Origin of the sequence: Brachybacterium vulturis (assembly GCF_043641765.1) — a bacterium.
Taxonomy (GTDB): Bacteria; Actinomycetota; Actinomycetes; order Actinomycetales; family Dermabacteraceae; genus Brachybacterium; species Brachybacterium vulturis_A.
Genome location: NZ_JBHZRO010000003.1, coordinates 230,493 through 253,545 on the forward strand (window position 1 = coordinate 230,493; position 23,053 = coordinate 253,545).

Genomic DNA, 23,053 nt, shown 5'->3' on the forward strand with positions numbered 1-23,053 from the left:
GGTTCTGCGCTCCTGTGCGGCGACTCAGACGGTCTCGAGCTCGGTCTCCTTGAGGCCGAGCGACTCATCGATCTGCTCGATGTACTTCTTGGTCAGCGACTCGAGCTCCTTCTCCGCGCGGATGCCCTCGTCCTCGCCGATCTCCTTGTCCTTGACCAGCTTCTCGATCGCCTTCTTCGCATTGCCGCGGGAACCGCGCACGGAGACGCGCCCGTCCTCCGCCTTGGTGCGGGCGAGCTTGACGTAGTCCTTGCGACGCTCCTCGGTCAGGGCGGGCAGCACCACGCGCAGGGTGTCGCCGTTGTTCGTGGGATTCACGCCCAGGTCCGAATCCCGCAGCGCGGTCTCGACGCCGGACATGGCGGACTTGTCATAGGGCGTGACGATGACCGTGCGCGCCTCGGGGAACTGCAGGGAGGCCAGCTGGTTCAGCGGTGTCGGGGCGCCGTAGTACTCGACGGTGATGCCCTGGAACATCGCGGCATTCGCGCGGCCGGTGCGGATCGCGGTGAAGTCCTCCTTGGTGACCTCCACGGACTTCGTCATCTTGGACTCCGCGTCCTTCAGGATGCTCGGGGTGTCGTCGCTCACGGGGTGCTCCTCGGTTCTCGGTAGGTGTTCGTGATCCATTGTCCCGCCTCGTCAAGGGCGGCAGGCGGACTCGGGGGTGCTCTGCGGTTCCCGGCAGGACGGTGGCCCGCCCGGCCGGGGTCACTTGGTGACGACGGTGCCGATGCGGTCGCCGCGCATGGCGCGCGTGATGTTGCCGGGGGCGTCGAGACCGAACACCATCATCTGCTGGGCGTTGTCCATGCACAGGCTGAAGGCGGTGGAGTCGACGACCTTCAGGCCGCGCTGGAGGGCGTCGTTGTAGGTGACGTGATCGAGCTTCTCCGCGTCGGGGTTGGCGCGCGGATCGGAGTCGTAGACGCCGTCGACGCCGTTCTTGGCCATCAGCACCTCTTCGCAGCCGATCTCCAGGGCGCGCTGGACGGCGACGGTGTCGGTCGAGAAATAGGGCATGCCGGCACCGGCGCCGAAGATGACCACGCGGCCCTTCTCGAGGTGCCGCACGGCGCGCAGCGGGATGTAGGGCTCGGCGACCTGTCCCATCTCGATGGCGGTCTGCACGCGGGTGGAGACACCGCGCTGCTCGAGGAAGTCCTGCAGGGCGAGGCAGTTCATGACGGTGCCGAGCATGCCCATGTAGTCGGCGCGGCGACGGTCCATCCCGCGCTGGGAGAGCTCTGCACCGCGGAAGAAGTTGCCGCCGCCGACGACGACGGCGCACTCGACACCGAGCGCCACGCCCTCGGCGATCTCCCCGGCGATCCGGGAGACGACATCGGGGTCGATGCCGACGGCGCCCCCTCCGAAGGCCTCGCCCGAGAGCTTCAGAAGAACGCGACGTCCATCCTCGGGCCGGGGGAGAACAGGAATCGGTGACGTAAACGTCTGGGTCATGTCGGTCCTTCCGCGCTGGGTTCTCGGCGATGATACCGGTGCGGCCCCGCACCGATGGTGCGGGGCCGCAGAGCGGTGGCGACGCTCACGCATCGCCGGTGGGGTGGGGATCGGGTGATCCTCGTCCCGGGGTCTCAGCTGCCGACGCGGAAGCGGAGGAAACCGGTGACGGTGCCGCCGACCTCCTCGACGACCTGGCCGACGGACTTCTTGGAGTCCTTCGCGAACGCCTGGTCCAGGAGGCAGTTCTCCTTGAAGAAGCCGTTCAGGCGACCCTCGATGATCTTCGGCATCGCCTTCTCGGGCTTGCCCTCGTTCTTCGCGGTGTCCTCGGCGATGCGGCGCTCCTCGGCGACGGTCTCCTCCGGGACCTCCTCGCGCGAGAGGTAGGTCGGGGTGAACGCGGCGATGTGCATCGCGATGTCGCGCGCGACCTCGGCACCGGCCTTGTCGGTGGCGACCAGCACGCCGACCTGCGGAGGCAGGTCCTTGTTGGTGCGGTGCATGTACTCGGTGACGACCTCGCCGGAGACCCGGCCGATGCGGCGCACCAGGATCTTCTCGCCCATGGTGGCGCCCGCGTTGGTGAGCGCCTCGCCGAACGGGGTGGCGGCCAGGTCCTCGGGCTCGCCCGCACCGGACTCGACGGCCGCAGCCACGGCCTCGTCGCCCAGGGCGACGAACTTGTCGTTCTTGGCCACGAAGTCGGTCTCGGAGTTGAGCTCGACCAGGGTGCCGGTCCGACCGTCCTCGCTGTCGCGGATATCGACGGCGATGAGGCCCTCGGAGGCGGTGCGGCCTTCGCGCTTGGCGATGCCCTTGAGTCCCTTGACGCGGATCAGCTCCACGGCCTTGGCCTTGTCGCCGTCGGCGTCGTCGAGCGCCTTCTTGACGTCGAGCATGCCCGCGCCGGTGGACTCGCGGATCTCCTTGATGTCTGCTGCCGTGTAGTTGGCCATGTTCCTCTTCCTTGTGGGAGCTGCGGGAGGGGGAGGGAGGCGGGGTGCGCCTCCCGGAGAGAGGCCCGGGAACGGTGATGCCGTCCCCGGGCCTGTGAGTCACTCGGCGGCCGGAGCCTCGGAGGACTTCTCCTCGGCGACTGCCTCGGCGGCGGCATCCGCTGCGGGAGCGTTGTCGGCCGCCTGGGCCGGGGCCTCGGCGGAGATGCCGGCCGGCTCCTCGGCGGTCTCGGCGGATTCCGCGGCGACGGACTGCTCGGCGGGAGCGCCCTGCTGCTGGACCTCGGACTGCTTGAGCAGCTCCTGCTCCCACTCGGCCAGCGGCTCGACCTCGACGGCGGAGACGTTCTTCTCGCCGCCGGTGGACCTGGCGTGCCGCTCCTGCAGACCAGCGGCCACGGCATCGGCGATGACGCGGGTCAGCAGCGTGACGGAGCGGATCGCGTCGTCATTGCCCGGGATCGGGTAGGTGATCTCGTCGGGATCGCAGTTGGTGTCCAGGATCGCGACGACGGGGATGTTGAGCTTCTGCGCCTCGTCGACGGCCAGGTGCTCCTTGTTGGTGTCCACGATCCAGACGGCCGAGGGCGCCTTGCCCATGTCGCGGATGCCGCCGAGCGTCTTCTCGAGCTTGTCCTTCTCGCGGCGCATCATCAGCAGCTCCTTCTTGGTGCGGCCGGAGGAGGCCACATCCTCGAAGTCGATCTGCTCGAGCTCCTTGAGGCGGTTCACGCGCTGGGAGACGGTCTGCAGGTTGGTGAGCATGCCGCCCAGCCAACGCTGGTTCACGTAGGGCATGCCCACGCGGGTGGCCTGCTCCTGGACGGACTCCTGCGCCTGCTTCTTGGTGCCGACGAACAGGATGGTGCCGCCGTGGGCGACGGTCTGCTTGACGAAGTCGTACGCCTTGTCGATGTACGTCAGGGTCTGCATCAGGTCGACGATGTAGATGCCGTTGCGCTCGGTGAAGATGAAGCGACGGACCTTCGGGTTCCAACGACGGGTCTGGTGTCCGAAGTGGACGCCGCTCTCCAGGAGCTGGCGCATGGTGACGACTGCCATGATGGTGTCCTCTGTTCTCCGGCCCTGGGCTCGCACGGCGCGCCCGTGGGCGTCCGCGGTCATCGCGCAGGACCTGCGTTCTCGGTTGTTCCCCCGCCACCGGTCGGTGCGGGGCCTGGTGCCCGGGTCGCCGACCGCCCCGAGGCATCCCGCGCCTGAGGTGCGGGAACGGTCGGGGACCGATGGTCGACGGGCCCTGATGGGCACGCGAAGTCATCCGGACGGACCGGATGCTGGGAAGCAGTCTATCCGACGCAGCGGCCCGGCCGGGCGCGGCGTGCGTCACCCTCCGGAGTGCCGGCAGGGGCGTCGGGGTCGTGTCCCAGGCGACCGTTCCTCCCCACCTCCTGTTCGTCCACGGTCCGGGGCGCGCGCCATGCCCGGTGGCGGGCGCTGTCGGAGGATGCGCTGCATGTCTCCCTCGCCCGCTCCCGCTCTGCCGTCGTTCCCCCTCCCCCGACATCCCTGCCCCGGCACCGGGCGGCGAGCCCGCGTGCTGAGGGTGCCGGCGCTGCTTCTGGTGCTGGTCGCGCTGGTCTCGCTGCCCGGGCACGCCAGGGCCGACGAGCCGCGCTGGCGGTGGCCGCTGCCGCCCCCTCACCCCGTGATCGCCCCGTTCCAGGCACCCGAGCACCGCTATGGTCCCGGCCATCGCGGGATCGACATCGCCGTCCCGGCCGACGGCGCGGCGGTGCGCGCGGTGGCGGCGGGCACGGTGCGGTTCAGCGGGATGGTCGCAGGGCGCGGGGTCGTCTCGGTGACGCACGCCGATGGTCTGATCTCGACCTACGAGCCGGTGCACGGCGCTCTGGAGGCGGGCGGCTCCGTGGAGGCGGGCGAGGTGCTCGGCACCCTGGCCGATACCGGGGTATCGCACTGCCCGGGCAGTGCGTGCCTGCATCTCGGGGCGCGGAGGGGCGCAGGGTATCTGGACCCGCTGCTGCTGCTGGGCGCGCACGGCCCGAGCGTCCTGCTGCCCTGGGACGAGCCGTCCACCGGGGCGGGCCCGGCGGCAGCTGCCGGATCGGTGGCGCCGCCGGCCGGTGAACTCCTGTCGACGGCGGCCGCCCGGACGCTGGACTCAGCCCTCGCCGCGGCGGTGCCGGCCCCGGCCGTGCCGCTGCGGTGAGAGCCGGCCCGCGCCTGCACAGTCCTCAGGCGCGCGGATGGGCCTGGTCGACGGTGCGGCGCAGACGCTCCGCGCTGACGTGCGTGTAGATCTGCGTGGTCGCCAGGGAGGAATGGCCGAGGAAGTCCTGGACGCTGCGCAGGTCCGCACCGCCTTCCACGAGATGGGTGGCGGCGCTGTGCCGCAGGGTGTGCGGGGAGACGTGGCGGGTGATCCCGGCCTCGTGCGCATGGCGATCCACCAGGGTGCGCACGGCCCGATCACCGAGGCGTCCCCCGCGCACCCCGAGGAACAGCGCCTCACCGGCCCGTGCCGCACCCGAGGAGCTCTCCTGCAGCACCGGGCGGCCCTCGGCCTCCCACCGCTCCACGGCCTCGAGGGCGGGGATGCCGACGGGGACGATCCGCTCCTTGTCACCTTTGCCGCGGACCCGGACGGTGTGCCCGCCGCGATCGATCCCCGAACGGTCCAGGGCGACCAGCTCGGAGACTCGCAGCCCCGAGGAATAGAGGAGTTCGAGCACGGCGGCGTCCCGCAGCAGCACCGCCCGTTCGACAGGGCTCTGCGGCGCGTCAGGTCGCTGCGGCTCGCTCGCTCCCGGTGGCGCCGGCGCCTGCCCGGCGGAGGGCTCGGGGGCTCGGGGCCGGACGGGATCCGGGGAGCGCATCGTCGCCCCGATCCCGTCGAGCAGCGCGCCGGCCTGGTCACCGGTGAGCACGGTGGGCAGGTGCCGGCCGCGGCGCGGTGCCCGGAGCCGACCGCCGACGTCGTGCGGGATCTGCCCGGTGGCGGCGAGCCAGCTGGTGAAGCTGCGCGCCACGGCGGCGGAACGAGCCAGCGTGCTCGCGCCGGCCCCGGACTCGGCGCGCGCGGCCAGCCAGGACCGCAGCGCGGTCACGTCCAGCTCGTCCACGGCGATGCGTTCGACGTCGCGCAGGTGCTCGAGCAGCCCCGCGGCCTCGCGCCGGTACGCGCGCACGGTGTGCTCCGAGCGGCCGCGCTCCAGGCGCAGATGCTCGGCGAAGTCCTCGGCGACGGTGCCGTCGTCCTGCTCCCGCTGCGTGCTCATGGCTCCAGTGTCGCGCATCGGTGGTCGGGGACGGCCACTTCAGGACGCGGCGCGGGCACGCCGTGCTCGCTGCGAGGACCGCGCCACCAGACCCAGCAGTTCGAGGCGGGCCAGGGCCGCGTCCACCTCCGCGGGTCTGAAGCCGACCTCGTCCGCGATCCGGGCCTCGGCGATGCTGGAGCGCGGGGGCACCGCATCGAGGATCCGGCGGTCCGCGGGGGTCAGCAGGTCCAGTTCGTCCTGGACGGCGAATCCGCTCTCCCCGGAGGCGGGCCCACCGGGGAGCAGGTCCAGCAGATCCCCGGGTTCCGTGATGAGCACGGCTCCACGGTCCCGGAGCAGCCGGTGGCTCCCGGCGCTCGCGGCGGAGGTGACCGGTCCGGGGACGGCTCCGACCGGTCGGGAGAGCTCATCGGCCAGGCGGGCGGTGGACAGGGCCCCCGAGCGCCAGGAGGCCTCGACCACGACGGTCGTCCGCGACAGTGCGGCGATCAGCCGATTGCGGGCCAGGAAGCGCCACCGGGTCGGGGCGGTCCCCGGCGGTGCCTCGCTGACCAGCAGATGCCGCTCTCGGATCGTCTCCAACAGCTGGGTGTTGCCCCGTGGATAGAGGCGATCCAACCCTCCCGCCAGCACCGCGATGGTCGCACCTGCGTCGGCGGCCAGCGCACCGCGATGGGCTGCGGCGTCGATGCCGTAGGCCCCGCCGGAGACGACGGTGCCGCCGCCGGCGGCGAAGGCCGAAGCCAGCATCGCCGCGGTGTCCTCGCCGTACGGGGTGGAGGCCCGGGAACCGACCAGGGCTGCGGCGCGGGCGCCCAGCAGGGCATCCAGACGCCCGGGGCCCTGGACCCAGAGGCAGTGCGGGGTGGTCTCCTGCAGGTCCTCCAGCAGCTCGGGCCATTCGCCGTCGTGCGGGGTGAGGAGGCGGATCCCGTCGCGCTCGGCATCCGTACGCACCTCCTCGACATCGATGCGAGCCAGGCGCGCGGTCCAGCGCTCGATCGCCCGCGTCGTCCGAGCGATGGGGGAGCCGTGCGCGGGATCCGCGGCCTGGCCGGGGAGGCGCCCGCCCAGCGCACGAAGCAGCGTGGCCGCATCCTGGCTCCGGACCACCTCCAGCGCGGCGGCGGGACCGAGCACGGCGCAGGCGGCGAAGGCGATCAGATCGGAGGGCTCGGCCATCAGCGACCAGGTGATCCGCGCGGTGCGGTCGCACTCGCGGGTCGCGCTCGAGAGAGGGTCGAGGGGTGCGGGATCCGGGACGGTCATGGGGTCCTGAGCGGTCATCGCGGGTCTCCTTCGCGCAGGGTGAGGGCCTGACCGATGTGTTCGGCGGCAGGGCGGTCGGCATCGTCGAGGTCCGCGAGCGTCCAGGCGAGGCGCAGCACGCGATCGTGGCCGCGCAGGGTGAGCCGGCCCTGGGCGACGGCGTGGTCCAGCAGGCGGCGCTCGGAGCGCTCGGGGGCGAACTCCGTGCGCAGCAGAGGTCCGGGGAGCTGGGCGTTCAGAGTCCATGCCCGCCCCTCGAAGCGACGGTGCTGACGCTCGCGGGCCGCGCCGACCCGCTCCGCGATAGCTGCGCTCGACTCCCCCGGCATGCCGCCGCTTCCGTGCACGTCGACCGGGCCCACCTCGACGCGCATGTCCACCCGGTCCAGGACCGGGCCGGAGAGCCGCGCCCGGTAGCGACGGCGCTGCTGCGGTGTGCAGCTGCAGGCCTCGCCCTTGCCCCAGGCCTTCCCGCACGGACAGGGATTGGCGGCCAGCACCAGCTGGAACCGAGCCGGGTACCGGGTGACTCCCCGGGTGCGGTGGAGAGTGATGTCCCCGGTCTCCAGCGGCTCGCGCAGCGCCTCGAGCACGCGGGCGGGGAATTCCGGTGCCTCGTCGAGGAACAGCACTCCGGCGTGGGCCCGGGAGATCGCCCCGGGACGGGCCAGTCCCGCGCCTCCCCCGACCACGGCCGCGACGGAGGCGGTGTGGTGCGGGCTCTCGAAAGGGGGCGTCCGCAGCAGCCCGGCACCGGCGTCGAAGCGGCCGGCGAGCGAATGGATCGCGGAGACCGTCTGGGCGTCCGCGGATCCCAGTCTCGGCAGGATGCTCGGCAGTCGCGAGGCGATCATGGTCTTGCCCGCCCCCGGCGGTCCGGCCAGCAGCAGATGGTGGGCCCCGGCGGCGGCGACCTCCGCAGCACGCCGCGCCGTGGCCTGCCCCAGGACATCGGCGAAGTCCGGTCGATGGGCCGGCGGTGGGCCCTGGGCGGGCGCCGGCAGGCCGGTGATCGACAGCGGCCTCGGCGGGGAGGGCGGGACATCGGCGCCGAAGCGATGCAGGAGCTCGGTGAGGTCCCCGGCGCCCGCGATCTCCATACCGTCGACGAGCCGCGCCTCGGGCAGGTTCTCCTCCGGGACCACCGCGCGGGTGAGGCCGTGGGCGCGGGCGGCGAGGAGGGCCGGCAGGATCCCGGGGATCGGCCGCACCCGACCGTCCAGCCCCAGCTCTCCCAGCAGCACCAGATCCGCCGGGACGGGGGCGAGCAGGTCGCCCTGGGCATCGAGCACCGCCATGGCGATGGCGAGGTCGAAGCCGGAGCCGTGCTTGGGCCGCCAGGCCGGGGTCATGTTGACCGTGATCCGGCGCGCGGCGAGGCGGATGCCGCTGCGGGCGGAAGCCGCGCGCACCCGGTCCCGGGCCTGCAGCGTGGAGGAGTCGGGCAGCCCGACCACGGAGAACGCGGGCAGTCCCGGGGAGACGTCGGCCTCGACCTCCACCAGGGTGCCCTCGAGCCCGGTGAGACTGACCGAGAGGGTGCGCGCGTGGCCCATCAGGACACCGCCTCGAGATGCTCGATCGCGAAGGTGCCGTCGGGATGGGCGTGGACGGCGACGACATCGATCCGCACGTCACGATGCGGGGTCGAGCGCTCCATCAGGTACGCGCCGGCCAGCCGGCGCAGGCGCCGCAGCTTGTCCGGAGTGACAGCGGCCTGGGGCACGCCGGTGACGAAGGAGCGCCGGGTCTTCACCTCGACGAAGACGAGCGTGGTGTGCGCCAGCGCCACGATGTCCAGCTCGCCGTGCCGCAGGCGCAGATTGCGCTCGACGATCTGCCAGCCGCAGGCGCCCAGGTGAGCGGCGGCGAGGTCCTCTCCGGCGCGACCGAGCTCACCGGTGGTCATGTCGCGCACCCGGCGGGGCGGCGGGGCGGCGACCGGTCCTGCCGGGGGCGGGGCCGCGGCCGCCCCGGGCAGCGGAACGGGGTGCGCGCCGTCGGAGGGGCCGGTGGCGGGTCGGGGGCTGTTCGCGGGGCTGTCCATGCGGCCAGCGTGACCGGATGCGCGGGCCGGCGCAGTGGCTGCGCCGCGAGTGGGGACGGAGAGGCACTGGGGAGGAACGGTGCGCCGCCGTCGGAGGTCAGGGCAGGGAGATGTCCTGCTTGTTGAGCTCCTCGACGTTGACGTCCTTGAACGTCACCACGCGCACCGAGCGCACGAAGCGGTTCGAGCGGTAGATGTCCCACACCCAGACATCGGCGAGGCGCAGCTCGTAGAAGACCTCACCGCCACCGGAGCGGACCTGCAGATCCACCTGGTTGGCGAGATAGAAGCGACGCTCGGTCTCGACCACGTAGGTGAACAGGCTGACCACGTCGCGATACTCGCGGAACAGCTGGAGTTCGAGGTCGGACTCAAAGTTCTCGAGTTCCTGGGCGCTCACCGACGCTCCTTCCCATCCTGCGGGTGCCATTGGTCGTCCCACAGTACGCCAGCGTCGAGGGACTCCGAGATCGTCGCGGGCACCCCAGGCGCCACGGCCTCCGAGTCGACGGCGGGCATCGACGGCGCCGGCGCGGGTGCCGGGGGCACGACGGCGGGGCCCGCCTGCTCGACGGCGGGCCGGGAGGTGAGCCGCCAGCTGCGCCGGTGGTGCTCATGGACGCCGCGCAGGTCGATCGCCTCGCGGTGCGCCGCGGAGCCATAGCCTTTGTTCGCGGCCCAGCCGTAGTGGGGGGCCTGCGCGTCGAGCTCGATCATGCGCGCGTCCCGTGCCACCTTGGCCAGGATGCTGGCCGCGGCCACGCTCGCACAGTCGCGATCCGCCGCCACCTGCAGGTGGACCAGCGGCGCGGGACGCTCCACCGTCGCGAGCGAGGGAGTGAGGACGTCGACATCCCCGTCGAGCACGATCGCGTCGACCGCGCCGTCCAGCTCGATCGCCTCCAGGGCGCGCAGAGCGGCGCGGGTCAGCGCGGGCATGATCCCGAGCTCATCGATCTCGGCCGGGCTCGCCCACCCCACGGCACCGGCATGCACGGAGTCCAGGATGGGGTCCACGAGCGCCTCGCGGCGGCGTGCGCTCAGCTTCTTGGAGTCCCGGACTCCGTCGGGCAGCGGGACGATGATCCCATCGTGCACCTCGAGCGCGCAGGCGCCCACGGCGACGGGGCCCGCCAGCGCGCCACGGCCCACCTCGTCGATCCCCACGACGAGGCGGCGACCGGCCCCGCAGCGAGCGGCGAGGGCACGCTCCACCTCGAGGGTCGGGACGGTGACGGTCATGGCCTCTCCGGCAGGTCGGAGAAGGTCCCGCGGCCGTCGTCGAGACGGTGCCAGCTGCTGATCGGCCAGAAGATGACGTCGGCCCGGCCGGTGATGTCGGACTCGTCCACGAAACCACCGTCACCCCGGATCTCGTGCCAGGCCGAATCGGCGGAGGCGTAGCGGTTGTCGCCCATCACCCACACCTTGCCCTCCGGCACCGTGACGTCGAAGGCTGCCTGGCAGGCGGGGGTCTCGGGGTGGATGTACGGCTCATCGAGCGTGGTCCCGTTGACCTCGAGCGCCGCCCCCTCGGACTCACAGACGACGTGGTCGCCGCCCACCCCGATCAGTCGCTTGACCAGATGGTCCTGCGAGGGGTCCGGGGCGAGGCCGACGAGGCTCAGCAGCATCATCACCCGTACCCGCGGGGTGGGGTTCACGGTGGCATCCCCGGGGATCCAGTCGTCCGGGTCCTCGAAGACGATGACGTCGCCGCGATGGAGATCGAAGACGCCGGGGCTGAGCTTGGAGACCAGGATCTTGTCGTTCTCCAGCAGCGTCGGGTTCATCGAGGCCGAGGGGATGTAGAACGGCTGGATCAGGAAGGTCTTGACCAGCACCGCGATCAGCAGCGCCACCACCATGGTGACCACGGTGTCGAGCCACAGCGGCATGCGCTGACGGCGCGGTCTGCGCGACCCGTCGCGCCCCGCGCCCCGGGCTGAGGGGTCCGCACCGGCTGCGGAGTCCTCGTGGCGGGGCTCCGCAGGACGGGAATCGTGGGACGCGTTCATCGCGGTGATCCTATCGGCAGATCCTGGGGGTCAGAGCGCACCGCGGCGAGTGAGAGGCCACACGATGCGGTCCGCCTCCCCCACCACTCGGTCCACCGGGATCATGCCGCCGCCCGGCGCGCCCAGCAGGTGCCGGGAATCGGTGGAGTCGCTCCGGTTGTCTCCCAGGACGAACATGCGCCCCTCGGGGACCCGCAGATCGAACTCGATCTCGCTCGGCGCCGCGCCGCGGGGCAGATAGGGCTCCTCCAGCGGGACCCCATCGACGGTGATCGCCCCGCCGGGTGCGCAGCACTGCACCCTGTCGCCCCCGGTGGCGATGACGCGCTTGACCCAGAACCGGTCCCCGTCCGTCGCCGAGGGGGCGAAGTACCCGCGCCCGTCGAGGACGACGATCTCGCCGCGCTCCGCACTGCCGCGGGAGGCGCGGTCGACCAGCAGCACGTCACCGGGCTGGATCGTCGGCGCCATCGAGACCGAGGGGACGCGGAAGGGCTGGGCCACGTAGTGCCGTGCCAGCAGCACGCCGACCAGCAGCAGCACGACACAGACGGCGGCGACCACCACCGGGTGGGGTCGCCGCCGTCCGCTCACGCTGTCGCAGGACATGCCTGAGATCAGGAGTGGCTGCGCTTCTCCTTGATGCGGGCCTTCTTGCCCGTGAGGTTGCGCAGGTAGTACAGCTTCGCGCGGCGCACGTCGCCGCGGGTGACGACCTCGATCTTGTCGACGGTCGGGGCATGCACGGGGAACACGCGCTCGACGCCGACGCCGAAGGAGATCTTGCGGACGCGGAAGGTCTCGCCCACGCCGTGGCCCTGACGGCCGATGACGTAGCCCTGGAAGATCTGGATACGAGAGCGGTTGCCCTCGATGACCTTCACGTGCACCTTGACGTTGTCGCCGGCGCGGAAGGCGGGGACGTCCTCGCGCAGGGACGCCTTGTCGAGCTCATCGAGCTTCTGCATAGTCTTTCTCCAGCCCTCCGCCTCAGGTCGGACGGCGTCGTTCGCGGGACTCCCCCGACGGGGGTGTCCCTCTGGAACCAACGATCCGGCGAGGAGCAGGCTCCCCGTTCCGGTGTGCTGGGCCTCTGGCGGCGACTCCCATCGCCACGGACCTGCCCGACCGCTTGCTGCGCCCTCCCCTGAGGCAGAGGGGCGCGCGGTGCGCACGAGGGGTCATTCTGCCAGCGCGGTGCCGGTGCGGCAAGCTCGGCGCTCGCCGACCGTGCCGGTCGTCACCGTGAGGGAGCGTCCGCTGCGTCGCGGTCCGGCGTCCCGGACAGGCTCAGGACCCGGCGGCGTCCCCGTCGATCGGCGCCAGCAGGTCGGGTCGGCGCTCGCGGGTGCGGGCCTCGGACTGCGCCTGGCGCCAGGCCGCGATCTTCCCGTGATCCCCCGAGAGCAGGATCGGCGGCGCCTCGCGGACCACCCCGGCGGGGTCGGTCCAGCTCGCCGGGCGCGTGAACACCGGGTACTCGAGCAGCCCTGCGGCGTGGGATTCCTCGATCAGGGACTCGGCGTTCCCGACCACGCCCGGGACCAGGCGCACCACGGCCTCGGTGATCGCGAGCACCGCGACCTCACCGCCGTTGAGCACGTAGTCGCCCAGGGAGGCCAGCGCCACCTCGCAGCCGATGTCGGCCAGGTGCTGGTAGACGCGTTCATCGATGCCCTCGTAGCGTCCGCAGGCGAACACCAGCCACTCGCAGCCGGACCACTCCTGCGCCGTGCTCTGGGCGAAGGGCTCCCCTGCCGGGTTCGGGAAGATGATCAGCGGTTCGACGTCGGCCCCCAGCGCCGCCTGCCCGGACTCGCGCACCCCGCAGAAGGCGGCCGCCCACGGTTCGGGCTTCATCACCATGCCGGCACCGCCGCCGAGCGGGGTGTCGTCGACCGTGCGATGGCGGTCATGGGTCCACTGGCGCAGGTCGTGCACGTGCAGGTCCACAAGGCCTTCGCGGCGGGCCCTGCCGATCAGCGACAGCTCCAGCGGGGTGAGGTACTCGGGGAAGATCGTGATGACGTCGATGCGCATGGTGGTCCTCAGCGCTCCGTGCGGGGCGGTGCGGAGGTCTCGGGCTCAGGGCCCTGTTCGTCCTCGGGAAGGGCGTCGAACAGTCCTCCGGGCGGGTCGGCGCGCACCACGCCCGCCTCGAGGTCCACCTCGGGCACGAGCTGATCCACCAGGGGCAGCTGCACGCGGCGACGGTCGGTGGTGCGCACGATCAGCAGATCCTGCGCCGGGTAGTGCTCGATCCCGAGCACCGTGCCGAGCTCGCGCCCGTCGATGTGCTGGACGCGCAGGCCCTTCAGCTGCGAGGGGTACCAGGCGTCGGGGTCCTCGTCGGCCTCCTGCTCGGCGTCGACCCCGATCTGCAGGTCGATGCCGCGCAGGGACTCGGCGTCGCTGCGGTCGGCGACCTCGTCGAAGTGCACGTACCAGCGGTCCTGCTGCGTCCGGGTGCTCCCCACGGTCAGGGAGCGGGGGCGTCCCGCGGCCTCGACCGTGAAGACGGTGCCGGGCTGCAGCCGCTCCTGGGGCTGGTCGGTGCGCAGAGTCAGCGCGACCTCGCCGCGCAGCCCGTGGGCCCTGCCGATGGTCGCGACGATGACGTCGAGCGTGCTCATGAGCGTCCTCCATGGTTCGTGCCGTGCTGGTCCTCGGCGCTGGCGCCGAGGACCGGGTCGTGGTCGACCTCCCCTGTTCCCGGGGAGGAGTAGCCGATCGCCTCGCAGGCGGCGCCGAGCTCGGTCAGCGGTCCGCTCAGCCCGTCGGACCAGGTCTCGCCCTCCAGCGCGTCCTGGAACGGGGCGCGCACCTGCGCGAGCGCGGAGCGCACCGCCTCGTCGTCCACTGCGGCGATCTGCGCAGCCAACAGGTCGGCGGTGTCCCGCAGATCCTGCTCCCGGCCGGCGGGGACCGCACGCGGGGACAGGCCCACGAGCTTGAACATGTTCGAGGTCAGCACATTGGCGTTGGCGAAATGGGTGAGGGTTCCGGGGGTGTCGAAGACGTCCGCGCAGACCAGCGCCGCGGGCTTGGTGCCGTCCTCCCCCGGCGCCACGGCCCACAGCGCCGCCGTCGAGACCGCCTGGCAGCTGCCGGCCAGGCCCTCCCAGGCGCTGCGGAACGCGTCCAGGTCCGCCTCGGCACCGCGGACGGGCTCGATGCGGAACCACTCGGCCAGATCGCCTGCGGTCCCCTGCGCCGAGGCAGGCGCCCCTTCGAAGGCGGTCTCGATCTCGTCGCCGGTCAGGGCGAAGAAGTCCGGATCGGAGGGGCCGACCTCGGGGGCGGACGCGGCACGCGCCAGGACGGTCCGGGACAGAGGATCCGCGTACTCGGGATCGCCCCAGAAGGTGGTGCAGGCGGCGCTCAGCTCCGCCTGGCCCTCGGCCTGCGGAGCCGCCGTGGGGGCGGGGTCCGACCCGGCATCCGACGGGGACGGAGCTGATCTGCCCGCGGCGCTGCATCCGCCCAGCAGCACGGCCAGCGCCAGCAATGCCGCCCCTGTCGGGCCCGGGCCGCGGCGACGCCGTCCGGGCCGTGAATGCCAGGAGCGGTGCTGCCCGGACCTCTCGGTCCGTTCGGCAGCACCGCTCCTCGAAGTGGCTCGCGGCACCTCAGCGCCGGTCGACGTCGACGATGTCGACCCGCACGTCATCATCCGACAGGGCGGCCGTCACCGTGCGCAGGGCGCGGGCGGTGCGACCGGACCGACCGATCACTCGACCGAGGTCGGCGGCGCCGACCCTGACCTCGAGCAGCGGGCCGCGACGAGTGGACTTCTCGGTCACGGCCACGGCATCCGGATCATCGACGATGCCGCGGACGAGATGGTCGAGGGCGTCGGCGCGGGAGCTCATGTCAGGCCTCGTCGGTCGCCGCGGCGTCGGCGTCCTCGGTGGTCTCGCCCTCGGCCGGGGCCTCCTCGGAGCCGGCCTCGACCTCGGAGGACTCGGAGTCCTTCGCGGCCTTGGCCTTCTTCGCGCCCTCGCGGGATTCGGCGGCGGCCTTGTCGGCGTCGGCGATGAGCTCCTCGGCGGTCTTCTTCGCCCCGGAGCCCTTCATCGAGCCGGCGGCGTCGCCCTCGCCCTTGAACTTCGCCCAGTCACCGGTGACCTTCAGCAGGGCGGCGACCTGCTCGGTCGGCTGGGCACCGACGCCGAGCCAGTACAGCGCACGCTCGGACTCGACCTCGATGAACGAGGGCTCCTCGGTGGGGTGGTACTGGCCGATCTGCTCGATCACGGCGCCATCGCGCTTCTTGCGCGAATCGGCGACGACGATGCGGTAGTGCGGTGCACGGATCTTGCCCATGCGCTTCAGACGGATCTTGACAGCCACGTGGGTGGACTCTCCTTCAGGGATGTTCGGGTGAGTCCCGCCGCAGCCTGTGGGGTCATGCGGGCGCTGACGGTCCTCGGGGTGTCGCGCACGGACGGGTAGAGGGCCGGTCCGTGCACATACAGCACCTGAGTATGCCAGGCGGAGCGCCCCCGACACCAGCCGCGCGCCTGTGCACCAGGGCACACGCGATGCCGGACCGGGTTCGCCGGACGGAGCCGGGCCGGCCGCGGGCCGCGCAGGCTGGCGCTTCCCCCCAGGCAGTGAGGGCGAAGTACCGCTGGGGTGGGACGAAGTCCTGACGCGACAGCACGGCCGGCCAGCCGAGCGCGGCCGCTTCCCGGAGCGTTCAGGCGACGATCCGCCCTCCCAGCACGACGTGGCTCCGCTCGCGCAGGGCGCGGTGGTCTGCACGCGGGTCCCGGGGCAGGACCACCAGATCGGCCGGGGCCCCGTCCTCCAGACCGGGCACCCCCAGGAAACGGCGGGCCGCCCAGGTCGCGGCGTCCAGGATGGTGAGGGCGTCGAGCCCCGCCCGCGCGAACTCATCCAGCTCGTCATGGATGATGCCGTGGCCGAGCACTCCCCCGGCGTCGGTGCCCACCAGCAGCTGCACCCCGGCGTCATGCGCGTCGCGGGTGCGCTCGTACCGGGCGGCACGGAGGCGACGCATATGCGCGGCGTAGTCGGGGAACTTCGTGGCGCCCTGGCTCGCATAGCTCTCGAACTCGCCGACGTTGACCAGCGTGGAGACCACGGGGACGCCGGCCTCGGCAGTACGGCGGATCGTCTCGTCGGTGAGTCCGGTGGCATGCTCGAGGCAGTCGAATCCGGCATCGAGGGCGAGCGGCAGGGTCGATTCGTCGAAGGTGTGGGTGGTGATCCGGGCCCCCGCATGATGGGCGGCGCGGGCTGCGGCGGCGAAGTCCTCGGCCTGCCAGCACGGAGTGAGGTCGCCGACGCCGCGGTCGATCCAGTCCCCCACCAGCTTCACCCAGCCGTCGCCGCGCTGCGCTTCCCGCGTCACGGCCGCCGGGAGATCCTCGGGCTCGATCTCGTCCGCATAGCCGCGCAGATAGCGGTGGGTGCGGGCCAGGTGTCGGCCGCAGCGGATCAGGCGCGGCAGGTCACGCTGCTGCTGCAGCGGCGAGGTGTCGGTGATCGAGCCGGCGTCCCGGATCAGCAGCACGCCGGTGTCGCGGTCCGTCAGCGCCTGCTGCCGAGCGGTCTCCAGGGTGGTGCCTCCTCCGCCGTCACCGATCCCGAGATGGCAGTGCAGATCCGCGAGGCCCGGGATCATGTAGCCGTCGATCTCCCGGATCTCGGTGCCCGCAGGCAGCTCGGGACGGCCGTGATGGATCCGCCCGTCGACCACCCAGGCGTCGAGGATCTCCTGGTCGGGACCGAGCAGGACCGGACCGCGCAGGTGGAGGACCGGAGCGGGGCTTACGTCGGTGAGCATGCAGTCGAGCCTAGCCGTCGTCCTCCCGGCATCGGTCGGAGTCACCGCACCGCCCGGCGGCGCTGCTCACTTGCCGCCGAGAAGCTTCTGCATCTCCGGCGGGAGCTGGTTGGGGTCGAAGTCCGACAGGTCCGGCTGGCCGGGCTGCTGGGCACCGCCGCCGAAGGCAGATCCGCCCTGGCCGCCCTCCCCGCCACCTGCGGCAGCCTTCTTCGCGGCCTCGGCCTGCTCGCGCGCGGCCTTGGCGGGGTTCTTGGACTTGGACTTCTTGACCTGCTTCTGCGGGGCCTGCTTGCCCCGGGACTTCTTGCCCATGCCCATGCCGGGGCCGCCGGGCATCCCGGGCATGCCGCCGCCGGCACCACCCGCCATCCCCTTGCCCATCGACCGCATCATGGTCTGGGCCTGCTTGAACCGCTCCAGCAGCTGGTTGATCTGCTGGACGCTGGTGCCGGAGCCCCTGGCGATGCGGTTGCGGCGCGAGCCGTTGATGACCTTGGGGTTGCTGCGCTCCTCGGGCGTCATCGAGCGGATGATCGCCTCGACCTTGCCGATCTCGGCCTCGTCGAAGTTCTCGAGGGCCTCGCGATGCTGGCCCATGTTCGGCAGCATCCCGAGCATCTTCTTGATGTTGCCCATGTTCTTGAGCTGCTGCATCTGGGACAGGAAGTCGTCGAGGGTGAAGTCCTCGCCCGATGCCAGCTTCGCGGCGGCCTTCTCGGCCTCCTCCTGGTCGAACGCCTTCTCGGCCTGCTCGATCAGGGTGAGCACATCACCCATGTCGAGGATGCGGTTGGCCATGCGATCCGGATGGAAGCGCTCGAACTCGTCGAGGCTCTCACCCGTGGAGGCGAACAGGATCGGACGCTGGGTCACGCCGGTGATGGACAGCGCTGCGCCGCCGCGGGCGTCGCCGTCGAGCTTGGAGAGCACCACGCCGGTGAAGCCGACGCCGTCGCGGAAGGCCTCGGCGACGCGGGCGGCGTCCTGGCCGATCATCGCGTCGACCACGAACAGGGTCTCGTCGGGAGTGACGGCGTCGCGGATGTTCCGCGCCTGCTGCATCATCTCCTCGTCGATGCCGAGACGGCCGGCGGTGTCGACGATGACCACGTCGTGCTGCTGGAACTGCGCGGTGGACACGCCGTTCATCGCCACCAGCACCGGGTCGCCCACCCCGTTGCCGGGCTCGGGGGCGAAGACCGGCACGCCGGCGCGCTCGCCGACGATCTGCAGCTGATTCACGGCGTTGGGGCGCTGGAGGTCGGCGGCGACCAGGATCGGGGTGTGCCCCTCGGACTTCATCCAGTGCGCGAGCTTGCCGGCCAGGGTGGTCTTGCCGGCGCCCTGGAGGCCGGCCAGCATGATCACGGTGGGCGGGTTCTTCGCGAAGTGCAGCTCGCCGGTGGCCCCGCCGAGAACCTCGACCAGCTCGTCGTTGACGATCTTGACGACCTGCTGGGCGGGATTGAGCGCCTTGGAGACCTCTTCACCCAGGGCGCGCTCGCGGACCCGGCCGGTGAACGAGCGGACCACCGAGACGGCGACGTCGGCGTCGAGCAGGGCGCGACGGATCTCGCGGATCGTCTTGTCGACGTCCGCCTCGCTGAGGCGGCCATGGCCGCGCAGGCCCTTCAGCGACGCTGTGATGCGGTCGGAGAGGTTGTTGAACACGAAGCGCTTCCCCTTGGTCGTATGGACCGCCCCAGTGTAGTGCGCCGCCCGGATGGCCTTCAGCAGACGCGAGCGAGCCCACAGGAGAGAACCGCCACCCCGCGGCTCCCGGGCCGCGGCGACCGCGGCCGCCGCACCGCCGCTCAGGTCTCGGCGGCCTCCATCAGTGCGGCGACCATCCGGCCCGTCGTCGGCGGGTCCAGGGCCCGGCCGTGCTTGTCGGTCAGGTACAGCACGTCCACGGCGCGGCGGCCCAGCGTCATCACGTGGGCGCTGCGCAGCTGCACCCCGTGCAGGGCGATCGTCTCGGCGACGTCGGCCAGCAGGCTGGGGCGGTTGCGGGCGTTGACCTGCACCACGGTCGCGTCCCGGGAGGCGCCGGGCAGCAGGGTCACCACCGGGGCGTCCTCGGTGGTCCGCGGCGGGGCGGCGGGCGGCAGCTCGAGGACGCGGGCGTCGGCGCGGTCGCGGTGGGCGAGCTCGCGCTCCAGCGCGGTGCGCAGCACGGAGGGGTGGGGCAGGTCCTCCGGCGCCACGGCCACCCACCAGGTGTTCACGGCGATGCCCTCCCCGGTGGTGACCACGGCGCTGTGCACGTCCAGCCGCAGCCGCACCAGCACTCGGGCCATGGCGGCGAAGACCCCGTCGCCGTCCGGGGCGCCGAGGCAGATCTGAGAGATCGGCTCGGGCTCGAGGTGGGCGGGGTACAGCACCTGGGCGCCGCCGTTGCGGCGGACCGCGGCCAGCACCGTCTCCTGCGCGGAGCGCTGCGGGGCGAGCCGGGTGCGCGGGGCGGGAGCGGTGCCGGCCAGGGCGGTGCGGGCCAGGCCCGTGAGATGGTCGACGAGGTCCTTCCGCCAGGTGGACCAGGCCGCGGGGCCGGCGGCGATCGCATCGGCCTCGGTCAGTGCGCGCAGCAGCTCGAGCGTGCCGGGGTCCTCGTCGACGGCGCGCAGCAGCTCGCCCACGGTGGCGGGGTCGGCCAGGTCACGGCCGGTGGCGAGGTCGACGAGGGTGAGGTGCTCGCGCACCAGGGCGGCGATGGTGCGGGCGTCGTCGTCCTCGAAACCGAGATGGGCGGCGGCGGCCCGGGCGAGCGGGGCGCCCTCGGCGGCGTGGTCGCGGGCGTCGGCGCGCTTGCCCAGGTCGTGGAGCAGAGCGGCGACCAGCAGCAGGTCGGGTCGGCTGACCCGGGCGACGAAGCGCTGCGCCTCCAGCACCGTCTCGATCTGGTGGCGGTCCACGGTGAAGCGGTGCACGGCGGAGCGCTGGGGGCGGTTGCGGATCTGCTCCCAGCCCGGCACCCAGCGCGCGACGATCCCGGTCACGTCAAGGGCCTCGTAGGTGTCGGCGAGGTGCTCGCCGGCGAGCGCGTCGACCAGCACGTCGCGCTGGGCGGGATGCAATCGGCCGACGGGCGCCTGCGCCATGCGGGCGAGGGTCGCGGGCGCCAGCGGCGCTCCGGTGGTGGCGGCGTGGCGGACCGCCGCGAGATCGTGCAGCGGGTCGGAGGACCCGGGATCGACGGAGACCTCGCCGGCCTGGACCAGCACTCCGTGGGGCAGGCGCTGCAGGGCGGGGCGGCGCGCGCTGCCGACGCCGCGGGTGGCGGTGCCGCCGCGGGCGAGACCGGCCGCGGCCGCGCGCACCGAGCGGTGCAGCTGCCAGGTGACGGCGCGGGCGGCCTCGGCGAGCACGGCGTGGTGGTCATCGGCGGTGGCGTGCCCGGTCAGGGCCGCGACCGCGTCCTGGTCGGCGCGGCGCAGACGGGTGCCGGAGGTGCCGGTGACAGCCTGCAGCGCGTCCCGGGCATCGCGCAGGGTGGTCGCGGCGGCGTCCACCACGGCGTGGTCGTGGTCGGCCAGCCAGCTCTCGGCGAGCGCCCGGATGATGGTGATGTCCCGCAGCCCGCCGCGGTCGGACTTCAGGTTCGGCTCCGAGGAATGGGCGAGGGAGCCGTAGCGGCGGTCCCGGTCGGTGGCGAGGTCCACCAGCTCCCCCACCCGGCGCCGCGCCTGGCGGCGCCACTGCGCCCGCACCGTCGTGGAGGTGTCCCGGACCAGCCGGGCGTCGCCGGCGACCGGGCGCAGATCGAGCAGCGAGATGGCGGCGCGCAGGTCCGCGGCGGCCACCTGCTCGCACTCCTCGGGGCTGCGCACGGCGTGATCCAGCGAGGTGCCGGAGTCCCAGATCGGGTACCACAGGGCGGTGGCGAGCTGCTCGGCGCGGGCCCCGTCGACCTGCTCGGGATCCAGCAGCAGCACCAGGTCGAGGTCGCTCGCCGGTCCCGGGGAGCGGCGGCCCAGGGAGCCGGTGGCGGCCAGTGCGGCGCCGGACGCGGGCCCGTCGGCCCTCTCCCACAGCTCGCGCAGCCAGTCGTCCACGAGATCGGACTGGGCGCGGCGGCGGGAGGGGCCGACGGTGGGGTCGGCGAAGCCCTCGTGGAGCACCTGGGTGATCCGACGGGAGGCGAACTCCTCAGAGGGCATCCGCTCCCCGCTCCCCGGTGCGGACCCGGACCACGGTGCCGACGTCGACGGCCCAGATCTTGCCGTCCCCGATCCGCCCGGTGCGGGAGGCGGCGAGGACGAGGTCGATGATCGCGTCCTGGTCGCTCTCGAGGGCGAGCACCTCGATCTTGAGCTTGGGAATGGTGTCGATCCGGTACTCGGCGCCCCGGTAGACCTCGGTGTGCCCACCCTGGCGGCCGTACCCGGCGACCTCGGTGACGGTCAGTCCGGTCACTCCGTACTCGCGCAGGGAGTCGGTCACCGCCTGCAGGGCATGCGGCTGGATGATCGCGGTGATGAGCTTCATCGGGTCCCTCCTGGGGTGGCCGGAGCGGTGGTGGCCGGAGCGGTGGTGACCGCGGCGGCGTCCTCCCCGGGGTGGGCCGGGGCCGGATTGTGCGGCTCCGGTCCGGCACCGGAGGGCGGGAAGGGGCTCGGGGCGATCGGGCGTTCCCGGCGGGAGGCCAGGGCACCGGCGAGATCGTATCCGGCCTCGGCATGCTGGGCGATGTCGATCCCCGCCTGCTCGTCGGCCTCCGGGATCCTCCACCCGAGGGTGTGCTTCAGGGCCAGGGCGATCACCGCGGTGAGCACGCCGGAGAAGAGCATCGCCGCGAGGGCGACCAGCACCTGCACCAGCAGCAGACGCGCTCCGCCGCCGGTCAGCAGTCCTCCGTCGGCCGCGAGGAACCCGATGCCGACGGTGCCGACGAGTCCGCCCACCAGGTGCACGCCGACCACGTCGAGCGAGTCGTCGATGCCGACGCGATTCTTCAGGCCCACGGCGAGGGCGCAGGCCGCGCCGGCGGCCAGGCCCAGCACGATCGAGGTGAGCGGGCTCAGCGCCGCGGCGGCGGGGGTGATGGCGACCAGGCCGGCGACGACGCCGGAGGCCGCGCCGAGGCTGGTGACGTGCCGGTCACGGATCTTCTCGATCAGCGCCCAGCCGAGCATCGCTCCGGCGGTGGCGACCGTGGTGTTCACCCAGGCCAGTCCGGCGGTGGCGTCGGCCGTTCCGGCGGAGCCGCCGTTGAAGCCGAACCAGCCGAACCACAGCAGCGCGGCGCCGAGCATCACCAGGGGCAGGTTGTGGGGCTTCATCGGCACGGTGCCGAAGCCCTTGCGGGCGCCGACGATGATCGCGAGCACCAGGCCGGCGACGCCGGCGTTGATGTGGACCACGGTGCCGCCGGCGAAGTCGACGGGCTCGGCGATCGCCGCGAAGGGGCCGTCGCCGCTGAGCAGTCCGCCGCCCCAGACCATGTGGGCCAGCGGCGCGTAGACCACGAGGACCCACACGGCGGCGAAGAGCATCCAGGTGCCGAGCTTCACGCGGTCGGCGATCGCCCCGGAGACCAGGGCGGTGGCGATGATCGCGAAGGTCATCTGGAAGCCGGCGGCGACCAGGAAGGGCACACCGGAGTCGGCGAGGATCGACTGCTCGTCGGTGCCGACCAGTCCGAGGTGCTCCAGCGGGTTGCCGAACAGGCCGCCGATGTCGGTGCCGAAGGCGATCGAGTAGCCGGCCACCGTCCAGGCGACGGCCACCACGGCGATCGCGGTGAAGGACATCAGCATCATGTTCAGCACGGTGCGGGCGCGCACCATCCCGCCGTAGAAGAGGGCGAGGCCGGGGGTCATCAGCAGGACGAGTGCCGCGCTGGTGAGGATCCAGGCGGTCGCCCCCGTGTCGAGGGTGAAGGGCTCCATGTCAGCTCCTGGTGGAGGGGGGACCGATCCGGGATCCGCAGCGCGGGACCCCGGGCCGTACGGCCGTGCGGCCGTGGCCTCATGGTGTGCGCCGCCGCCGCGTTCTCCTGCGCCGAGAAGGGCCCGTGACCGTTCCGTGACCCGATGTCCCGCAGGGCGGACGGCACCGGGGACGACGAACCCCCGCCGGATGGGGCGGGGGTCCGTGGTGGCGGGACGGGCGGGCCGGAGGCGCTGCCCGGTGGGGTCAGACGCTATGGGGGTGGCGGAGTCGCTGGGTCGGGTCTTGTGGCCCAGGGCCCCGCTATGAAGACTCGTGGATCA

General features: G+C 72.6%; 24 protein-coding genes. 1 reads left to right on the forward strand and 23 read right to left on the reverse strand.

Annotated elements, in window-relative coordinates; all coding sequences use genetic code 11:
- Nucleotides 1-24: 24 nt before the first annotated feature.
- The 4 genes from frr to rpsB form a co-directional block, all read right to left on the reverse strand.
- The gene (frr, locus tag ACHUEU_RS03760) at nucleotides 25-591 is read right to left on the reverse strand and encodes a ribosome recycling factor (RefSeq protein WP_394214564.1); all 567 of its coding nucleotides are present in this window, start codon (nucleotides 589-591) and stop codon (nucleotides 25-27) included.
- A 120-nt stretch (nucleotides 592-711) separates the two neighbouring features.
- The gene (gene pyrH / locus ACHUEU_RS03765; RefSeq protein ID WP_394214565.1) at nucleotides 712-1,464 is read right to left on the reverse strand and encodes a UMP kinase; all 753 of its coding nucleotides are present in this window, start codon (nucleotides 1,462-1,464) and stop codon (nucleotides 712-714) included.
- A 134-nt stretch (nucleotides 1,465-1,598) separates the two neighbouring features.
- Nucleotides 1,599-2,423, reverse strand: coding sequence for a translation elongation factor Ts (tsf, locus tag ACHUEU_RS03770; RefSeq protein WP_394214566.1), 825 nt, complete (start codon nucleotides 2,421-2,423; stop codon nucleotides 1,599-1,601).
- A 99-nt stretch (nucleotides 2,424-2,522) separates the two neighbouring features.
- A complete protein-coding gene (gene rpsB / locus ACHUEU_RS03775) occupies nucleotides 2,523-3,485 on the reverse strand; it encodes a 30S ribosomal protein S2 (protein ID WP_394214567.1) in 963 nt (320 codons plus the stop codon).
- A gap of 412 nt (nucleotides 3,486-3,897) precedes the next feature.
- On the opposite strand from rpsB, the gene ACHUEU_RS03780 reads away from it, so the two are divergent.
- The gene (locus ACHUEU_RS03780; RefSeq protein ID WP_394214568.1) at nucleotides 3,898-4,614 is read left to right on the forward strand and encodes a M23 family metallopeptidase; all 717 of its coding nucleotides are present in this window, start codon (nucleotides 3,898-3,900) and stop codon (nucleotides 4,612-4,614) included.
- Nucleotides 4,615-4,639: 25 nt separating this feature from the next.
- Here the strand turns inward: ACHUEU_RS03780 and ACHUEU_RS03785 are convergent, their stop codons facing one another.
- From ACHUEU_RS03785 to ACHUEU_RS03875, 19 genes are all read right to left on the reverse strand, one after another.
- Complete coding sequence (locus tag ACHUEU_RS03785) at nucleotides 4,640-5,683, reverse strand: tyrosine recombinase XerC (protein WP_394214569.1); 1,044 nt, start codon at nucleotides 5,681-5,683, stop codon at nucleotides 4,640-4,642.
- Between the two features lie 39 nt (nucleotides 5,684-5,722).
- A complete protein-coding gene (gene dprA, locus ACHUEU_RS03790) occupies nucleotides 5,723-6,973 on the reverse strand; it encodes a DNA-processing protein DprA (RefSeq protein WP_394214570.1) in 1,251 nt (416 codons plus the stop codon).
- Nucleotides 6,970-8,511 (reverse strand): YifB family Mg chelatase-like AAA ATPase, encoded by a 1,542-nt coding sequence (locus ACHUEU_RS03795; RefSeq protein WP_394214571.1) that lies wholly within the window; start codon nucleotides 8,509-8,511, stop codon nucleotides 6,970-6,972. The genes dprA and ACHUEU_RS03795 overlap by 4 nt, the downstream gene beginning before the upstream one ends.
- Nucleotides 8,511-9,002, reverse strand: a complete 492-nt coding sequence (locus ACHUEU_RS03800) for a YraN family protein (RefSeq protein ID WP_394214572.1) — start codon at nucleotides 9,000-9,002, stop codon at nucleotides 8,511-8,513. Before ACHUEU_RS03800 ends, ACHUEU_RS03795 begins: the two co-directional genes overlap by 1 nt.
- 97 nt (nucleotides 9,003-9,099) lie before the next feature.
- Nucleotides 9,100-9,402: a DUF2469 domain-containing protein gene (locus ACHUEU_RS03805; RefSeq protein WP_096803700.1), complete on the reverse strand. Its 303-nt coding sequence runs from the start codon at nucleotides 9,400-9,402 to the stop codon at nucleotides 9,100-9,102.
- Nucleotides 9,399-10,244: a ribonuclease HII gene (locus ACHUEU_RS03810; protein WP_394214573.1), complete on the reverse strand. Its 846-nt coding sequence runs from the start codon at nucleotides 10,242-10,244 to the stop codon at nucleotides 9,399-9,401. Before ACHUEU_RS03810 ends, ACHUEU_RS03805 begins: the two co-directional genes overlap by 4 nt.
- A complete protein-coding gene (lepB, locus tag ACHUEU_RS03815; RefSeq protein ID WP_394214574.1) occupies nucleotides 10,241-11,020 on the reverse strand; it encodes a signal peptidase I in 780 nt (259 codons plus the stop codon). Before lepB (ACHUEU_RS03815) ends, ACHUEU_RS03810 begins: the two co-directional genes overlap by 4 nt.
- Nucleotides 11,021-11,050: 30 nt before the next feature.
- On the reverse strand, nucleotides 11,051-11,629 hold the full coding sequence (lepB, locus tag ACHUEU_RS03820) for a signal peptidase I (protein WP_394214575.1): 579 nt from the start codon (nucleotides 11,627-11,629) through the stop codon (nucleotides 11,051-11,053).
- A gap of 8 nt (nucleotides 11,630-11,637) precedes the next feature.
- On the reverse strand, nucleotides 11,638-11,988 hold the full coding sequence (gene rplS, locus ACHUEU_RS03825; protein WP_089065816.1) for a 50S ribosomal protein L19: 351 nt from the start codon (nucleotides 11,986-11,988) through the stop codon (nucleotides 11,638-11,640).
- Between the two features lie 322 nt (nucleotides 11,989-12,310).
- Nucleotides 12,311-13,060: a tRNA (guanosine(37)-N1)-methyltransferase TrmD gene (gene trmD, locus ACHUEU_RS03830; protein ID WP_394214576.1), complete on the reverse strand. Its 750-nt coding sequence runs from the start codon at nucleotides 13,058-13,060 to the stop codon at nucleotides 12,311-12,313.
- 8 nt (nucleotides 13,061-13,068) lie between these two features.
- Nucleotides 13,069-13,653: a ribosome maturation factor RimM gene (rimM, locus tag ACHUEU_RS03835; protein ID WP_394214577.1), complete on the reverse strand. Its 585-nt coding sequence runs from the start codon at nucleotides 13,651-13,653 to the stop codon at nucleotides 13,069-13,071.
- Nucleotides 13,650-14,528: a hypothetical protein gene (locus tag ACHUEU_RS03840; RefSeq protein WP_394214578.1), complete on the reverse strand. Its 879-nt coding sequence runs from the start codon at nucleotides 14,526-14,528 to the stop codon at nucleotides 13,650-13,652. The genes rimM and ACHUEU_RS03840 overlap by 4 nt, the downstream gene beginning before the upstream one ends.
- Nucleotides 14,529-14,649: 121 nt before the next feature.
- On the reverse strand, nucleotides 14,650-14,892 hold the full coding sequence (locus ACHUEU_RS03845) for an RNA-binding protein (RefSeq protein WP_096803707.1): 243 nt from the start codon (nucleotides 14,890-14,892) through the stop codon (nucleotides 14,650-14,652).
- A 1-nt stretch (nucleotide 14,893) separates the two neighbouring features.
- Nucleotides 14,894-15,373, reverse strand: a complete 480-nt coding sequence (gene rpsP / locus ACHUEU_RS03850; protein ID WP_394214579.1) for a 30S ribosomal protein S16 — start codon at nucleotides 15,371-15,373, stop codon at nucleotides 14,894-14,896.
- Between the two features lie 349 nt (nucleotides 15,374-15,722).
- Nucleotides 15,723-16,835 carry an amidohydrolase family protein gene (locus tag ACHUEU_RS03855; RefSeq protein WP_394214580.1) on the reverse strand — a complete coding sequence of 371 codons (1,113 nt, stop codon included), beginning with the start codon at nucleotides 16,833-16,835 and terminating at the stop codon, nucleotides 15,723-15,725.
- Nucleotides 16,836-16,901: 66 nt separating this feature from the next.
- Nucleotides 16,902-18,509: a signal recognition particle protein gene (gene ffh, locus ACHUEU_RS03860; protein WP_394214581.1), complete on the reverse strand. Its 1,608-nt coding sequence runs from the start codon at nucleotides 18,507-18,509 to the stop codon at nucleotides 16,902-16,904.
- A gap of 143 nt (nucleotides 18,510-18,652) precedes the next feature.
- The gene (locus ACHUEU_RS03865) at nucleotides 18,653-20,998 is read right to left on the reverse strand and encodes a [protein-PII] uridylyltransferase family protein (protein WP_394214582.1); all 2,346 of its coding nucleotides are present in this window, start codon (nucleotides 20,996-20,998) and stop codon (nucleotides 18,653-18,655) included.
- On the reverse strand, nucleotides 20,988-21,326 hold the full coding sequence (locus tag ACHUEU_RS03870; RefSeq protein ID WP_394214583.1) for a P-II family nitrogen regulator: 339 nt from the start codon (nucleotides 21,324-21,326) through the stop codon (nucleotides 20,988-20,990). Before ACHUEU_RS03870 ends, ACHUEU_RS03865 begins: the two co-directional genes overlap by 11 nt.
- Nucleotides 21,323-22,729 carry an ammonium transporter gene (locus tag ACHUEU_RS03875; RefSeq protein WP_394214584.1) on the reverse strand — a complete coding sequence of 469 codons (1,407 nt, stop codon included), beginning with the start codon at nucleotides 22,727-22,729 and terminating at the stop codon, nucleotides 21,323-21,325. Before ACHUEU_RS03875 ends, ACHUEU_RS03870 begins: the two co-directional genes overlap by 4 nt.
- Nucleotides 22,730-23,053 lie beyond the last annotated feature (324 nt).

Bases quoted from the DNA above. Each gene is read 5' to 3' on its own strand.
- trmD (WP_394214576.1), bottom strand. From the start codon at position 13,060: ATGCGCATCGACGTCATCACGATCTTCCCCGAGTACCTCACCCCGCTG.
- ACHUEU_RS03865 (WP_394214582.1), bottom strand. From the start codon at position 20,998: ATGCCCTCTGAGGAGTTCGCCTCCCGTCGGATCACCCAGGTGCTCCAC.
- ACHUEU_RS03795 (WP_394214571.1), bottom strand. From the start codon at position 8,511: ATGGGCCACGCGCGCACCCTCTCGGTCAGTCTCACCGGGCTCGAGGGC.
- rimM (WP_394214577.1), bottom strand. From the start codon at position 13,653: ATGAGCACGCTCGACGTCATCGTCGCGACCATCGGCAGGGCCCACGGG.
- ACHUEU_RS03810 (WP_394214573.1), bottom strand. From the start codon at position 10,244: ATGACCGTCACCGTCCCGACCCTCGAGGTGGAGCGTGCCCTCGCCGCT.
- rplS (WP_089065816.1), bottom strand. From the start codon at position 11,988: ATGCAGAAGCTCGATGAGCTCGACAAGGCGTCCCTGCGCGAGGACGTC.
- dprA (WP_394214570.1), bottom strand. From the start codon at position 6,973: ATGACCGCTCAGGACCCCATGACCGTCCCGGATCCCGCACCCCTCGAC.
- lepB (WP_394214575.1), bottom strand. From the start codon at position 11,629: ATGTCCTGCGACAGCGTGAGCGGACGGCGGCGACCCCACCCGGTGGTG.
- tsf (WP_394214566.1), bottom strand. From the start codon at position 2,423: ATGGCCAACTACACGGCAGCAGACATCAAGGAGATCCGCGAGTCCACC.
- ACHUEU_RS03875 (WP_394214584.1), bottom strand. From the start codon at position 22,729: ATGGAGCCCTTCACCCTCGACACGGGGGCGACCGCCTGGATCCTCACC.
- pyrH (WP_394214565.1), bottom strand. From the start codon at position 1,464: ATGACCCAGACGTTTACGTCACCGATTCCTGTTCTCCCCCGGCCCGAG.
- rpsB (WP_394214567.1), bottom strand. From the start codon at position 3,485: ATGGCAGTCGTCACCATGCGCCAGCTCCTGGAGAGCGGCGTCCACTTC.
- lepB (WP_394214574.1), bottom strand. From the start codon at position 11,020: ATGAACGCGTCCCACGATTCCCGTCCTGCGGAGCCCCGCCACGAGGAC.
- ACHUEU_RS03870 (WP_394214583.1), bottom strand. From the start codon at position 21,326: ATGAAGCTCATCACCGCGATCATCCAGCCGCATGCCCTGCAGGCGGTG.
- ACHUEU_RS03845 (WP_096803707.1), bottom strand. From the start codon at position 14,892: ATGAGCTCCCGCGCCGACGCCCTCGACCATCTCGTCCGCGGCATCGTC.
- ACHUEU_RS03785 (WP_394214569.1), bottom strand. From the start codon at position 5,683: ATGAGCACGCAGCGGGAGCAGGACGACGGCACCGTCGCCGAGGACTTC.
- ACHUEU_RS03855 (WP_394214580.1), bottom strand. From the start codon at position 16,835: ATGCTCACCGACGTAAGCCCCGCTCCGGTCCTCCACCTGCGCGGTCCG.
- ACHUEU_RS03800 (WP_394214572.1), bottom strand. From the start codon at position 9,002: ATGGACAGCCCCGCGAACAGCCCCCGACCCGCCACCGGCCCCTCCGAC.
- ACHUEU_RS03780 (WP_394214568.1), top strand. From the start codon at position 3,898: ATGTCTCCCTCGCCCGCTCCCGCTCTGCCGTCGTTCCCCCTCCCCCGA.